16 protein-coding genes and 1 pseudogene are annotated in these 14440 nt (G+C 53.3%); 15 read left to right on the top strand and 2 right to left on the bottom strand.

Going from position 1 to position 14440, the window contains the following annotated elements:
- Nucleotides 1–7 precede the first annotated feature (7 nt).
- Nucleotides 8–1921, bottom strand: a complete 1914-nt coding sequence (locus tag OCH02_RS18280; protein WP_017894257.1) for an ABC transporter ATP-binding protein — start codon at nucleotides 1919–1921, stop codon at nucleotides 8–10.
- 133 nt (nucleotides 1922–2054) lie between these two features.
- Between OCH02_RS18280 and kefG the strand changes: the two genes are divergently transcribed.
- The 4 genes from kefG to slyD all read left to right on the top strand — a co-directional run bounded on the left by kefG (nucleotide 2055) and on the right by slyD (nucleotide 5360).
- Nucleotides 2055–2606 carry a glutathione-regulated potassium-efflux system ancillary protein KefG gene (gene kefG, locus OCH02_RS18275; protein WP_012147239.1) on the top strand — a complete coding sequence of 184 codons (552 nt, stop codon included), beginning with the start codon at nucleotides 2055–2057 and terminating at the stop codon, nucleotides 2604–2606.
- Between the two features lie 2 nt (nucleotides 2607–2608).
- Complete coding sequence (gene kefB / locus OCH02_RS18270; protein ID WP_261432413.1) at nucleotides 2609–4417, top strand: glutathione-regulated potassium-efflux system protein KefB; 1809 nt, start codon at nucleotides 2609–2611, stop codon at nucleotides 4415–4417.
- 14 nt (nucleotides 4418–4431) lie between these two features.
- On the top strand, nucleotides 4432–4635 hold the full coding sequence (locus OCH02_RS18265) for a YheV family putative zinc ribbon protein (protein ID WP_012147237.1): 204 nt from the start codon (nucleotides 4432–4434) through the stop codon (nucleotides 4633–4635).
- A gap of 122 nt (nucleotides 4636–4757) precedes the next feature.
- Nucleotides 4758–5360, top strand: a complete 603-nt coding sequence (gene slyD / locus OCH02_RS18260; RefSeq protein WP_012147236.1) for a peptidylprolyl isomerase — start codon at nucleotides 4758–4760, stop codon at nucleotides 5358–5360.
- Nucleotides 5361–5419: 59 nt separating this feature from the next.
- Here slyD and OCH02_RS18255 read toward each other — a convergent pair whose 3' ends face one another.
- Entirely contained in the window at nucleotides 5420–5647 is a 228-nt protein-coding gene (locus tag OCH02_RS18255) for a SlyX family protein (RefSeq protein WP_012147235.1), read from the bottom strand.
- A 369-nt stretch (nucleotides 5648–6016) separates the two neighbouring features.
- On the opposite strand from OCH02_RS18255, the gene fkpA reads away from it, so the two are divergent.
- The 11 genes and pseudogenes from fkpA to bfr form a co-directional block, all read left to right on the top strand.
- The gene (gene fkpA / locus OCH02_RS18250) at nucleotides 6017–6850 is read left to right on the top strand and encodes an FKBP-type peptidyl-prolyl cis-trans isomerase (RefSeq protein ID WP_012147234.1); all 834 of its coding nucleotides are present in this window, start codon (nucleotides 6017–6019) and stop codon (nucleotides 6848–6850) included.
- A gap of 400 nt (nucleotides 6851–7250) precedes the next feature.
- The gene (locus tag OCH02_RS18245; protein WP_261432412.1) at nucleotides 7251–7973 is read left to right on the top strand and encodes a transcriptional regulator; all 723 of its coding nucleotides are present in this window, start codon (nucleotides 7251–7253) and stop codon (nucleotides 7971–7973) included.
- Nucleotides 7973–8362 (top strand): sulfurtransferase complex subunit TusD, encoded by a 390-nt coding sequence (tusD, locus tag OCH02_RS18240; protein WP_261432411.1) that lies wholly within the window; start codon nucleotides 7973–7975, stop codon nucleotides 8360–8362. Before OCH02_RS18245 ends, tusD begins: the two co-directional genes overlap by 1 nt.
- A gap of 8 nt (nucleotides 8363–8370) precedes the next feature.
- Entirely contained in the window at nucleotides 8371–8730 is a 360-nt protein-coding gene (gene tusC / locus OCH02_RS18235; RefSeq protein WP_261432410.1) for a sulfurtransferase complex subunit TusC, read from the top strand.
- 9 nt (nucleotides 8731–8739) lie between these two features.
- On the top strand, nucleotides 8740–9027 hold the full coding sequence (gene tusB / locus OCH02_RS18230) for a sulfurtransferase complex subunit TusB (protein WP_261432409.1): 288 nt from the start codon (nucleotides 8740–8742) through the stop codon (nucleotides 9025–9027).
- Between the two features lie 142 nt (nucleotides 9028–9169).
- Entirely contained in the window at nucleotides 9170–9544 is a 375-nt protein-coding gene (gene rpsL, locus OCH02_RS18225; protein WP_004930426.1) for a 30S ribosomal protein S12, read from the top strand.
- 96 nt (nucleotides 9545–9640) lie between these two features.
- Nucleotides 9641–10111 carry a 30S ribosomal protein S7 gene (gene rpsG / locus OCH02_RS18220; RefSeq protein ID WP_012147229.1) on the top strand — a complete coding sequence of 157 codons (471 nt, stop codon included), beginning with the start codon at nucleotides 9641–9643 and terminating at the stop codon, nucleotides 10109–10111.
- 97 nt (nucleotides 10112–10208) lie between these two features.
- Complete coding sequence (gene fusA / locus OCH02_RS18215; RefSeq protein ID WP_261432408.1) at nucleotides 10209–12323, top strand: elongation factor G; 2115 nt, start codon at nucleotides 10209–10211, stop codon at nucleotides 12321–12323.
- Nucleotides 12324–12393: 70 nt separating this feature from the next.
- Nucleotides 12394–13578 carry an elongation factor Tu gene (gene tuf / locus OCH02_RS18210; RefSeq protein ID WP_012147227.1) on the top strand — a complete coding sequence of 395 codons (1185 nt, stop codon included), beginning with the start codon at nucleotides 12394–12396 and terminating at the stop codon, nucleotides 13576–13578.
- A 132-nt stretch (nucleotides 13579–13710) separates the two neighbouring features.
- Entirely contained in the window at nucleotides 13711–13905 is a 195-nt protein-coding gene (gene bfd, locus OCH02_RS18205) for a bacterioferritin-associated ferredoxin (protein WP_017894251.1), read from the top strand.
- A gap of 74 nt (nucleotides 13906–13979) precedes the next feature.
- Nucleotides 13980–14345, top strand: a pseudogene (gene bfr / locus OCH02_RS18200) (bacterioferritin); the annotation flags it as partial.
- Nucleotides 14346–14440 lie beyond the last annotated feature (95 nt).

Raw genomic sequence — 14440 nt, 5'->3', positions numbered from 1 at the left:
AGAGGCCTTAAAGGTCAAACTCGTTGGTGAACTGTTCCAACTGCTCTTGCGCATCCAGCCAGGTCATTTCCGTTTCTTCCAACGCGGATTTGGCCTGGCTTTGCTGCTGCAGACAAAGCGTTAAATCGGCCTTGCGGCTGATGTCGTACAACGCGGAGTCCGCCAGCTTCTCTTCCACCGCCGCCAGTTCGGCACTCAGTTTTTCCATCTGCTGTTCCAGCTTGGCGATCTGCTTGCGCAGCGGCTGAGTCTGGCTACGGAACTCGGCTTCCCGACGTTTCTGATCTTTACGGGCTTGCGCGCTGTTGGCGTTGTTTTCCTTGTCCGGCGCGTCCTGCTGGTTTTCCTGGCGTTGCAGGTCAACCAGCCATTGCTGATAGTCGTCCAAATCGCCGTCGAACACTTCCACCTGGCCATCGTGCACCAGATAGAGATCGTCAGTAGTGGAGCGCAACAGGTGGCGGTCGTGCGAAACCACCACTAATGCGCCTTCAAAGTCGATCAGCGCTTCGGTCAGTGCCTGACGCATATCCAGATCCAGGTGGTTGGTCGGTTCATCAAGCAGCAGCAGGTTAGGGCGCTGCCAGACAATCAGCGCCAGCACTAACCGCGCCTTTTCGCCACCGGAGAAACGTTCGGTAATCTCGGTAACCTTATCGCCCTGGAAGCCAAAGCCGCCCAGGTAGTCGCGCAACTGCTGCTCCAGCACCCGCGGGGCGATGCGGCTCAGATGCTGCAGCGGGGATTCGTCGGCGCGCAAGAACTCCAGCTGATGCTGGGCGAAGTAGCCCAGCTTGATGCCTTTCGCCAGACCAATCTCACCGCTCAGCGGCTCCAGTGAACCGGCCAGCATTTTGATCAGGGTGGATTTACCGGCGCCATTACGGCCCAGCAGACCGATGCGTGAGCCGGGCACCAGGTTCAGTTTGATTGAGTTCAGGATCACCTTGTCGCCATAACCGGCGCTGACCTTTTCCATGCGCAGCAGCGGATTCGGCAGGCTTTCCGGCTGGCGGAAGCTGAAGCTGAATGGGTTATCGACGTGGGCCGGTGCAATCAGCTCCATGCGTTCAAGCATTTTAATACGGCTTTGCGCCTGCTTGGCCTTGGTGGCCTGCGCGCGGAAGCGGTCAATATAGCTTTGCAGATGCGCCACTTTCTCCTGTTGGTTCTGGTACAGCGCCTGCTGCTGTGCCAGCTTGGTCGAACGTTGACGTTCGAACGAGGAGTAGTTACCGGTATATTCGTTAATGGTTTCTTGTTCGATATGCAGAATCTTATCGACGATCGGATCAAGAAAATCGCGATCGTGCGAAATCAGCACCAGCGTGCCTGGGTAGCTTTTCAACCAGCGTTCCAGCCAGATCACCGCGTCCAAATCCAGGTGGTTGGTGGGTTCGTCGAGCAGCAGCAGGTCTGAACGACAGACCAGCGCTTGTGCCAGGTTCAGACGCATGCGCCAGCCGCCCGAGAAGGCGCGAACCGGATTAAGCAACTGTTCGTTGGAAAAGCCCAGGCCGTGCAGCAGGCTGGCGGCGCGTGAACGGATGGTCCAGGCATCAAGAGCATCCAGTTTGCCGTGCAGGGTGGCGATGGCGTGGCCGTCGTTTTTATCGTTTGCCACCTGCAATTCGGCTTCAAGCTGGCGGAATTCGCGGTCGCCGTCGATCACATACTCAAGCGCAGGTACGTCCAGCGCCGGTGTTTCCTGGTTAACCCAGGCCAGGGCCCAGTTGCTTGGAAAGGTGTAACTGCCGCCGTCCGCGGCCATCTCGCCCTTCAGCAATGACAGCAGCGTGGATTTGCCGCAGCCGTTTTTACCCACCAGGCCGACCTTCTGACCTGGATTAACCGTCGCCGTGGCGTTGTCCAACAGGACGCGGGTGCCGCGTCGGATTTGTAGCGAGGAAAATACAATCATAAAGTGCCGTATGTTCAGAGTATGTTAAATTGAGTGAGTTCTAAGTTAACAGGACGCAGACTGTCCTATTATTAGTCTTTGCGGAGCATGGTAACGGAAAACCGCTACCCTGACGACGCTTTGGAGGGGAATGATGTCGCAGCCGCCGAAGGTCTTGCTGCTGTATGCCCATCCGGAATCCCAGGACTCGGTCGCGAATCGGGTTTTGCTTCGACCGGCACAGCAGTTGGAACATGTCACCGTGCACGATTTATACGCGCACTATCCTGATTTTTTTATTGATATTCACCACGAACAACAACTGCTGCGTGAACATCAGGTCATTGTTTTTCAACATCCTCTTTATACCTACAGTTGCCCGGCCCTGCTGAAAGAATGGCTGGATCGCGTGCTGTCGCGTGGTTTTGCCAGCGGCATGGGGGGCAATGCGCTGGCGGGAAAGTACTGGCGTTCGGTGATCACCACCGGTGAACCGGAGGGAGCCTACCGTACCGGCGGTTATAACCGCTATCCGATAGAAGATATTTTGCGCCCGTTTGAGTTGACCGCCGCCATGTGCCATATGCACTGGCTGACGCCGATGCTGGTGTATTGGGCGCGTCGACAGAAGCCGGAGGTGCTGGAAAGCCATGCCACGGCGTATGGCGACTGGCTGCGCAACCCGCTGCCACACGGAGGGAGGTAAACATGGAAGGCTCAACCTTACTGACCGCAATTTTACTGTTTCTGTTCGCTGCGGTGGTCACGGTGCCGATTGCACGCCGCCTGGGTATTGGCGCGGTATTGGGCTACCTGATCGCCGGCATTGCCATCGGCCCCTGGGGGTTGGGCTTCATTCGCGACGTCGACGAGATCCTGCACTTCTCCGAACTGGGCGTGGTGTTCCTGATGTTTATCATCGGGCTGGAGCTGAACCCAAGCAAGCTGTGGGAATTGCGGCGTTCAATCTTTGGCGTCGGTGCCGGGCAGGTGCTGATTACCGCCACGGTGCTGGGGGCACTGCTTTACCTGACTCATTTTGCCTGGCAGGCCGCCGTGATAGGCGGTATCGGGCTGGCGATGTCGTCAACCGCCATGGCGTTGCAGCTGATGCGCGAGAAGGGCATGAACCGCAATGAGGGCGGCCAGCTGGGGTTTTCGGTGCTGCTGTTCCAGGATATGGCGGTGATCCCGGCGCTGGCGCTGATCCCCATCCTCGCCGGGGCCGGTGGCAGCAGTGACGACTGGGCACAAATTGCACTCAAGGTGGCGGCGTTCGGCGGCATGCTGATTGGTGGGCGGTTCCTGTTGCGGCCACTGTTCCGCTATATCGCCTCTTCCGGGGTACGTGAAATCTTCACCGCTGCCGCTCTGCTGGTGGTGTTGGGGGCGGCGCTGTTTATGGATGCGCTCGGCCTGTCGATGGCGCTCGGCACCTTTATCGCCGGCGTGTTGCTGGCGGAGAGTGAATATCGCCATGAGCTGGAGATTTCAATCGAGCCGTTCAAGGGGCTGCTGCTGGGGTTGTTCTTTATCTCGGTGGGCATGGCGCTGAATATCGGCGTACTCTATACCCATCTGGCCGAAGTGCTGCTGGGCGTGGTGCTGCTGGTGGCGATCAAGTCGGGGGTCCTGTATTCGCTGTCGCGTATTTTTGGCCTGCGCAGTTCGGTACGTTTGCAGTTTGCCGGCGTGCTTAGCCAGGGCGGAGAGTTTGCCTTCGTACTGTTTTCGGCGGCGGGCACGCAGAAGGTGCTGCAGTCCGATCAACTCGCGCTGTTGCTGGTGGTGGTGACCTTGTCGATGATGACTACGCCGCTGTTGATGCAAATTATTGACCGTATTCTGGTACGGCGATACAACGCCCGGGATGAAGACGAAGAGACACCGTATGTGGAGGACGATGACCCGCAGGTGATCATTGTCGGCTTCGGGCGTTTTGGTCAGGTGATCGGCCGGTTGCTGATGGCCAACAAGATGCGCATCACCGTATTGGAGCGCGATGTCAGCGCCGTTGGCGTGCTGCGCCGCTACGGTTACAAGGTCTATTACGGCGACGCCACCGAACTGGAGCTGCTGCGTGCGGCCGGTGCGGCGAAGGCCAGGTCGATCGTGATCACCTGTAACGAGCCGGAAGACACCATGGAGATTGTGCGTCTGTGCCAGCAGCATTTCCCCGATCTGAGCATTTTGGCGCGGGCACGCGGTCGTGTTGAAGCGCACGAATTGCTGCAGGCCGGGGTCAAGCAGTTCAGCCGCGAAACCTTCTCCAGCGCGCTGGAACTGGGGCGAAAGGCACTGATGGAGTTGGGTATGCATCCGCATCAGGCCTATCGTGCGCAACAGCACTTCCGCCGGCTCGACATGCGTATGCTGCGTGAATTGATGCCGCCGCATCACGGCGATGTGGCGCAAATTTCCCGCGTAAAAGAAGCGCGGCGTGAGTTGGAAGAACTTTTCCACCGAGAAATGCAAAAAGAGAGTCGCCAGTTCGACGGCTGGGATGAATACGAATAATTTGGAGTACTGAGATGTCTGCAACACGTAAAAGATTTATCGCCGGAGCGGTTTGCCCGAGCTGTAAGGCTATGGATACGCTGGCAGTTTGGCGTGAAGACCAGGTCGAAGTAGTGGAGTGCGTCAAGTGCGGCCATCACCAGCGACAGACCGAAGAACAGGTGGAAAAGCACGTCCGGCCGCAGGAGCAGGTGATCGGTATTTTCCATCCGGAGTAGCGTTATCGGGCGCGATTTTTTATGCTGAAGGGTACAGCGGGAAAGATTTCCGATACAATCTGTCCGGTTAAGGCGCGGCCCCCATGACGGTTGCGTCCAAGTATCCAACGGTAGGAGATATCATGAAAGTAGCAAAAGACTTGGTGGTCAGCCTGGCTTACCAAGTACGTACAGAAGACGGTGTTTTGGTTGATGAGTCTCCGGTGAGTGCGCCGCTGGACTATCTGCATGGGCATGGTTCACTGATTGCGGGTCTGGAAAAAGCACTCGAAGGCCACGAAGCAGGCGATCGTTTTGATGTGAATGTTGGCGCTAACGATGCGTACGGCAACTACGACGAAAACCTGGTGCAGCGCGTGCCGAAAGACGTCTTTATGGGCGTTGACGAGTTGGAAGTGGGTATGCGCTTCCTGGCTGATACCGATCAGGGCCCAGTGCCGGTCGAAATCACCGAAGTGGACGGCGACCACGTAGTGGTTGACGGTAACCACATGCTGGCGGGCCAGAACCTGAACTTCAACGTGGAAGTTGTCGCGATCCGTGAAGCTACCGCTGAAGAACTGGCGCACGGCCACGTACATGGCGAGCACGATCATCACCACGACCATGAACACGGTGAAGGCTGCTGTGGCGGTCATGGCCATGACCACGATCATGACCATGCACACGACCAGGCTCCAGCCAAGAAAGGCGGTTGCGGTAACGGCGGTTGCGGTTGCCACTAATCGCAATGCTGTAACGGCAAAAAAAGGGCGGCCCTGGGGCTGCCCTTTTTTATGGTTCATCAATAATGCGGCGGCGGTGTTTCTTCCGACTGCGAAGCGATCATCGACGTTTGGCTAGAGCGCAGTTTATCGGTCAGCACGCGCAGGTGCTCTTGTAATTTCAGCATTTCAAACTGGTGTTGCACCACGATCTGATTAAGCTCTTCGATGGTGACTTCCTGGAAGGCCTGGCGGCTCTCCAGCTCTTCCAGCCGCAGTAACAGGCTGTGGTTATCGGCGTTGTGCATGGTGCTACCTCTGACGCGGTTTAATCCTGAATCTGACGCTATGTTAACAGCTGCCGCCGGCTTTGCGCTGCGCTATTTCACCCCGTTTCGCGGGGGCGATAACCGAACGCGTCAGAGCACTGTGTAAAGTGCTGAAAAATAGAGCGCTTACCATGGGCGGATTTGTTACCGTTGGGCGTCGGATGATGGAAAAATCTGATTTATCATACGGGTAGCACATTAAAGGAAACTTCTGTTTAAAGCTGGAGTCACACTTTGACTCGATTGGTTACCTGTGTGACTGTTTTGTTTTGTTTCGGACAGCTATAGTAGCCCGGTTATCTTACTTAATGATTGTTTGGGGCATCGCTTCAGACACTGGAGAAATGGATGAAATCTTTGTTTAAAGTCACGCTTCTGGCAACCACTATGGCTTTTGCTTTGAATGCGACCCAGGTTATGGCTGCTGATGCAGCTAAACCAGCAGAAGCGGCTAAAGCGGCTGATGCGGCACCAAGCACTGGCAAGTTCAAGAACGATGACGAGCAAGCGGCTTACGCACTGGGTGCATCCCTGGGCCGTTACATGGACAACTCGCTGAAAGAGCAAGAAAAATTGGGCATTAAACTGGATAAAGACCAGTTGATCTCAGGCGTTCAGGACGCTTTTGCCAACAAGAGCAAGCTGAACGATGCAGATATCGAAAAAACCCTGCAAAGCTTTGAAGCACGCGTGAAGGCTTCCGCCCAGGCGAAGATGGAGCAGGACGCGAAAGATAACGAAGCGAAAGGCACCAAGTACCGTGATACCTTCGCTAAAGAAAAAGGCGTGAAGAAAACCGAGTCTGGCCTGCTGTATCAGGTAGAGAAGCCAGGTACCGGCGCGGCGCCTAAAGACAGCGATACCGTTGTGGTGAACTACAAGGGCACCCTGACCGACGGTACCGAGTTTGATAACTCATACACCCGTGGTGAGCCACTGTCGTTCCGTCTGGACGGTGTGATCCCAGGCTGGACTGAAGGCCTGAAACACATCAAGAAAGGCGGCAAAATCAAGCTGGTTATCCCACCGGCGCTGGCCTACGGTAAAACTGGCGTCCCGGGTATTCCGGCTAACTCCACTCTGGTGTTCGACGTTGAGCTGCTGGATGTGAAAGCCGCGCCGAAAGCGGATGCCAAGGCTGAAAAACCGGCTGACGCAGCGGCTGATGCCAAAGCGCAGTAAGTCTGCCTGAGTCCTTACACCGCCGCGAACATTCTTCGCGGCGGTGTTCATTTCAGCCTGCCAAATCAGGCGTAACTTTCACCTCCTCCCCCACTGATCGCTTGACGCCTGCCGGGCATCGGGCTTAACGTCAATACCACGCGCAAACGCAAGGACTTTACTCTGGCTGTTTTGCTAGACTATTTGTCCGGACTTATAAGTCATGCGCCTGCCCCTTAGGGCGTGTACCTAAAACTGTTCCTGGTCGTTAAGGCCGGCGGACGCACGTCGTGCTGTTTCAGACTGATATCAGCCAGCCCACCCTGCATAATCACAGGGGAGCCGCCTGTGGAAGGGAACCCGCACGAGCAGTTTTAGCTGCGCCCCCTGGCACAGGCGATCTTTGAGGGTGGTATTTTCGATGTCTAATTCGCTTTTATCCAGCGAAGCCAGCGAACTTGATTTGCTGAACGAACGTCCGTTTACCCAAACGGATCATGAAATTTTGAAGTCTTACGAAGCGGTAGTTGATGGCCTGGCGATGTTGATCGGCGGGCACTGTGAAATCGTGCTGCACGCATTGGAAGATTTGAAATGCTCGGCGGTACGTATTGCCAACGGTGAGCATACCGGGCGGCAAATCGGTTCGCCGATTACCGATCTGGCGCTGCGCATGTTGCATGACATGGCCGGCAATGACAGTAGCGTATCGCAGGCCTATTTTACTCGTGCCAAGAGCGGTGTGCTGATGAAGTCGGTGACTATCGCCATCCGCAATCGCGAGCAGCGAGTGATCGGCCTGCTGTGTATCAACATGAACCTCGACGTACCTTTCTCGCAGGTGATGCAGACATTTATGCCGCCGGAAACCCAGGAAGTGGCCCCTTCGGTCAACTTTGCGTCCTCCGTTGACGATCTGGTGGCACAAACGCTGGAGTTCACCATCGAAGAAGTTAATGCCGATCGCAATGTTTCCAACAATGCCAAAAATCGTCAGGTGGTGCTGAACCTCTATGAAAAGGGCATTTTTGATATCAAAGATGCGATTAATCAGGTGGCGGATCGTCTGAATATCTCCAAGCACACCGTTTATCTGTACATCCGCCAGTTCAAAAGCGGCGACCTGTTGGGAACTGACCGCTGATGCTGGATTACTGCCTTTTGGTCACCGGTCCGGCGTATGGCACCCAGCAGGCCAGTAGCGCTTATCAGTTTGCTCTGGCCCTGTTGGCGAAAGGACACCGCCTCTCCAGCGTGTTTTTTTACCGTGAAGGGGTGTTGAACGCCAACCAATTGACGGCGCCTGCCGGTGATGAGTTTGATTTGGTACGCGGCTGGACACAATTGGCGCAGTTGCATGGCATCGAGCTCAATGTCTGCGTTGCAGCTGCATTGCGACGTGGGGTAACAGATGAACAGGAGGCTGCGCAGCAGGGCCTGCCTGCGGCAAACCTACAGCCGGGTTTTATCCTCAGCGGGTTAGGCTCACTGGCCGAGGCTGCGCTGAGCAGTGACCGCCTGGTGCAGTTCTGAGATAATTTATGAAACGAGTTGCTTTTGTTTTTACCCAGGGGCCCCACGGCAACGCCGGCGGCAGGGAAGGGCTTGATGCGTTACTGGCCACCTCGGCGCTGAGCGAAGATCTGGGCGTGTTTTTTATCGGTGACGGCGTATTACAGCTATTGCCGGGGCAGCAACCGGAAAAAATTCTGGCTCGCAATTACATTGCCACCTTTGGCGTACTGCCGTTGTATGACGTTGAACGCTGTTATCTGTGCCAGGCATCCCTGCAGGAACGCGGTCTGAGTCAGGTGACTGACTGGGTGCTGGACGCAGAGGTATTGGCGCCGGACGCGCTGCGCCAGCAATTGGCCGGCTATGATGCGGTGATGACTTTTTAGGAAATCCTGATGCTGTATACCCTTAGCCGTTCCCCCACTCAATGCGATTTGCCTGCGTTGCTGCGCCTGACGGCAGCGGGCGACGACCTGCTGCTGTTACAGGACGGCGTGCTGGCTGGTCTGGTCGGCAGTGCGCATCTTGAATTACTGCTTAACGCCCCCATATCCCTTTATGCACTGCAAGATGACCTGGAGGCCAGAGGCCTGATTGGTCATTTTTCGCACAAAATCACTGTCATCGGCTATAATCACTTCGTTGAATTAACCGAAAAGCATCGCAGCCAAATGTCCTGGTGATGAGAGTAATGTTGTATATTTCTTGACACCTCTACTGCTCAGCCATAAAATTCTGCGTCCCGTACTTTGCCTGTAGTGCATACGGGGGGATTTATCACATGTTTACGAAGCAACAAACGAAGCAAAAACCAGGAGCTTTTTAATGGCAACAATTAATCAGCTGGTACGCAAACCACGCTCTGTGAAGGCTGCTAAAAGCAACGTTCCAGCGCTGGAAGCTTGCCCGCAGAAACGTGGCGTATGTACTCGCGTATATACCACCACTCCTAAGAAACCAAACTCCGCACTGCGTAAAGTATGCCGTGTGCGTTTGACTAACGGTTTTGAAGTCACCTCCTACATCGGCGGTGAAGGTCATAACCTGCAGGAACACTCCGTGATCCTGATCCGTGGCGGTCGTGTAAAAGACTTGCCAGGTGTGCGTTACCACACCGTCCGTGGTGCACTTGACTGCTCCGGTGTTAAAGACCGTAAGCAAGCTCGTTCCAAGTACGGCGTGAAGAAGCCAAAGGCTTAATGGTTCTCCGTTAAGTAAGGCCAAACATTTTCACTTTAATGTCAAAATAAACTCGTAGAGTTTTGGACAATCCTGAATTAACAACGGAGTATTTCCATGCCACGTCGTCGCGTAATCGGCCAACGTAAAATCCTTCCAGATCCTAAGTTCGGATCCGAACTGTTGGCCAAATTTGTAAACATCCTGATGGTAGATGGTAAAAAATCTACTGCAGAAGCAATCGTCTATACCGCGCTGGAAACCCTGGCTCAGCGTTCTGGTAAAGATCACCTGGAAGCTTTCGAAGTAGCTCTCGACAACGTTCGCCCGACTGTAGAAGTTAAGTCGCGCCGCGTTGGTGGTTCTACTTATCAGGTACCAGTTGAAGTCCGCCCGGTCCGTCGTAATGCTCTGGCAATGCGCTGGATCGTTGATGCTGCTCGTAAACGCGGTGATAAATCCATGGCTCTGCGCTTGGCGAACGAACTTTCTGATGCAGTTGAGAACAAAGGTTCTGCTGTTAAGAAACGTGAAGACGTTCACCGTATGGCAGAAGCCAACAAGGCGTTCGCCCACTACCGCTGGTAATTGCCACGCAGTAGTTATGCTAACCAAGCGGGCGCTTCAAGAAGCCAACCCGCTTGGGTTAACTGAACTTGAACGCCTAAGGCAATAGAGGAATCAAATGGCTCGTAAAACACCCATTGAGCGCTATCGTAACATCGGTATCAGCGCTCACATCGACGCCGGTAAAACGACCACTACCGAACGTGTTTTGTTCTACACCGGTGTAAACCACAAAATCGGTGAAGTGCACGACGGCGCTGCTACCATGGACTGGATGGAGCAGGAGCAGGAACGTGGTATTACCATCACGTCCGCTGCGACTACCTGTTTCTGGTCTGGTATGGCTAAGCAGTTCGACGCACACCACATCAACATCATCGACACCCCAGGACACGTTGACTTCACCATCGAAGTAGAACGTTCCATGCGTGTTCTTGATGGCGCGGTAATGGTTTACTGTGCAGTTGGTGGCGTTCAGCCACAGTCTGAAACCGTATGGCGTCAGGCTAACAAATATAAAGTTCCACGCATCGCGTTCGTTAACAAAATGGACCGCATGGGTGCTAACTTCCTGAAAGTTGTTGATCAGATTGAAAAACGTCTGGGCGCAACTCCGGTTCCTCTGCAGCTGGCTATCGGCGCAGAAGAGAAATTCACCGGTGTTGTTGACCTGGTGAAAATGAAAGCCATCAACTGGAACGAAGCCGATCAGGGCGTGACCTTCGAATACGAAGAGATCCCGGCTGATATGCAAGAACTGGCTGAAGAATGGCGTCAGAAGCTGGTTGAGTCCGCTGCTGAAGGTTCTGATGAGCTGATGGAGAAATTCTTTGGTGGCGAAGAGCTGACTGAAGAAGAGATCAAAACTTCTCTGCGTAAGCGCGTTCTGAACAACGAAATCATCCTGGTTACCTGTGGTTCTGCGTTTAAAAACAAAGGCGTACAGGCAATGCTGGATGCTGTTGTTGAGTATCTGCCAGCACCAACTGACGTTGCAGCAATCAACGGTATTTTGGATGACGGTAAAGACACTCCAGCAGTTCGTCGTTCTGACGATGCTGAGCCGTTCTCTGCTCTGGCGTTCAAAATCGCAACTGACCCATTCGTGGGTAACCTGACGTTCTTCCGTGTTTACTCCGGTCTTGTTAACTCAGGTGACACTGTATTTAACCCAGTGAAATCTCAGCGTGAACGTCTGGGCCGTATCGTTCAGATGCACGCTAACAAGCGTGAAGAGATCAAAGAAGTTCGCGCAGGCGACATCGCTGCAGCTATCGGTCTGAAAGACGTGACTACCGGTGACACTCTGTGTGATCCGAACAACGTGATCATTCTGGAGCGTATGGAGTTCCCTGAGCCGGTAATCTCCGTTGCAGTTGAACCAAAAACCAAAGCTGACCAGGAAAAAATGGGTCTGGCTCTGGGCCGTCTGGCGAAGGAAGATCCATCATTCCGCGTATGGACTGACGAAGAATCAGGTCAGACTATCATCGCAGGTATGGGTGAACTTCACCTGGACATCCTGGTTGACCGTATGCGTCGTGAATTCAACGTTGAAGCAAACGTGGGTAAACCTCAGGTTGCTTACCGTGAAGCGATTCGTTCGAAAGTTACCGATGTCGAAGGTAAACACGCCAAGCAGTCTGGTGGTCGTGGTCAGTATGGTCACGTTGTTATCGACATGTACCCACTGGAGCCGGGCTCAAATCCGAAAGGCTACGAGTTCATCAATGACATTAAAGGTGGTGTAATCCCAACGGAATACATCGGTGCCATTGATAAAGGCCTCCAGGAGCAGCTTAAGTCTGGTCCGCTGGCGGGTTACCCGGTAGTTGATCTCGGTGTGCGTCTGCATTTCGGTTCTTACCACGATGTTGACTCCTCCGAATTGGCGTTTAAACTGGCCGCTTCTATCGCCTTTAAAGATGGCTTTAAGAAAGCGAAACCTGTTTTGCTTGAGCCAATCATGAAGGTTGAAGTTGAAACGCCGGAAGAGAACACTGGTGACGTCATCGGTGACCTTAGCCGTCGTCGTGGTCAACTGAAAGGTCAGGAATCCAACGCTACTGGCGTTCAGATTCACGCTGAAGTTCCGTTGTCCGAGATGTTCGGTTACGCAACTCAACTGCGTTCTCTGACCAAAGGCCGTGCTTCTTACTCCATGGAGTTCCTGAAGTACGATGATGCGCCGAACAACGTCGCTCAGGCCGTTATTGAAGCCCGTGGTAAATAAGCTTTCGGGTTTAACACATTGATCAGTGCTCTCTCCATGAGGGGAGAGCATAAGAGTAAGGAATATAGCCGTGTCTAAAGAAAAATTTGAACGTTCCAAACCGCACGTTAACGTTGGTACTATCGGCCACGTTGACCACGGTAAAACTACCCTGACTGCAGCAATCACCACCGTTCTGGCTAAAACCTACGGCGGTTCTGCACGTGCTTTCGACCAGATCGATAACGCGCCAGAAGAAAAAGCTCGTGGTATCACCATCAACACTTCTCACGTTGAATATGACACCCCAAGCCGTCACTATGCGCACGTTGACTGCCCAGGGCACGCCGACTACGTTAAAAACATGATCACCGGTGCTGCTCAGATGGACGGCGCTATCCTGGTCGTTGCTGCGACTGACGGCCCTATGCCTCAGACCCGTGAGCACATCCTGCTGGGTCGTCAGGTTGGCGTTCCTTTCATCATCGTATTCATGAACAAATGCGACATGGTTGATGATGAAGAGCTGCTGGAACTGGTAGAAATGGAAGTTCGTGAACTTCTGTCTGCTTATGACTTCCCTGGTGATGACCTGCCGGTTGTTCGTGGTTCAGCGCTGAAAGCACTGGAAGGCGAAGCTGAGTGGGAAGCTAAAATCATCGAGCTGGCTGGCTACCTGGATTCTTACATCCCAGAACCAGAGCGTGCTATCGACAAGCCGTTCCTGCTGCCAATCGAAGACGTATTCTCCATCTCCGGTCGTGGTACCGTTGTTACCGGTCGTGTTGAGCGCGGTATCGTTAAAGTTGGCGAAGAAGTTGAAATCGTTGGTATCAAAGACACCGTTAAGTCTACCTGTACCGGCGTTGAAATGTTCCGCAAACTGCTGGACGAAGGCCGTGCTGGTGAGAACGTTGGTGTTCTGCTGCGCGGTATCAAGCGTGAAGACATCGAACGTGGTCAGGTATTGGCTAAACCAGGTTCTATCAAGCCACACACCAAATTCGACTCAGAAGTGTACATCCTGAGCAAAGAAGAAGGTGGTCGTCACACTCCATTCTTCAAAGGCTACCGTCCACAGTTCTACTTCCGTACAACTGACGTGACCGGTACCATCGAACTGCCAGAAGGCGTTGAGATGGTAATGCCTGGCGATAACGTGAACATGGTTGTTACCCTGATTCACCCAATCGCGATGGACGACGGTCTGCGTTTCGCAATCCGTGAAGGCGGCCGTACTGTAGGCGCTGGTGTTGTTGCTAAAGTTATCGCTTAATCGCGAATAATTTTTCGACACAAAAAGAGGGCACTCCGGTGCCCTTTTTTTATGCAATTTTTCCAAATCTTAATTGAAATAAAAAGTATTCCTATTTAGACTTACAGCATTGGTTAAGAAGTGAGTCTCTCTATGTATGTATGTCTGTGTAATGCCGTGACTGACAAAGCGATCCGCAAGGCCGTGCGTCAGCACAATCCGCATACCATGAAACAACTGCGTGAACTTGTACCTATTGGTACCGATTGTGGAAAGTGCATTCGCCAGGCGAGACAGATTATGGTGGAGGAAAGCGGAACCATTATCCATATGCACGAAGTTGCCTAACTAAAGGTAAGGTTATTTTTTGACTCTTGGCTTTCAGCTTCTACACTTTTAGAACTGGCCAGGAGGAGTTACCTATGAAAGGCGATAAAAAGATCATTGCTCACCTCAACAAACTGCTCGGCAACGAGCTGGTTGCCATCAATCAATATTTCCTGCATGCCCGAATGTTCAAGAACTGGGGTTTAACTCGCCTCAATGATAAGGAATACCACGAGTCGATCGACGAAATGAAGCATGCAGATCGTTACATCGAACGCATTTTATTTTTGGAAGGTATTCCGAACTTGCAGGACCTCGGCAAGTTGAATATTGGCGAAGATATTGAAGAAATGTTGCGTTCAGATCTGGCTTTGGAGTTGGACGGTGCCAAGGGGCTGCGTGAAGCTATAGCTTACGCCGATTCCATCCATGACTATGTCAGCCGTGATTTGATGATTGAATAGACCCGGGTTTTATAGACACTTTTTTGCCTCATAATAGAGGCTTAATGAAGGAGTGTTTATGTCAGCCAAAAATTTCACTGAAGAATTCAAAA

Source organism: Serratia quinivorans, from assembly GCF_946227985.1.
GTDB classification, from domain to species: Bacteria; Pseudomonadota; Gammaproteobacteria; order Enterobacterales; family Enterobacteriaceae; genus Serratia; species Serratia quinivorans_A.
This window is presented reverse-complemented; position numbering and strand designations above follow the sequence as displayed.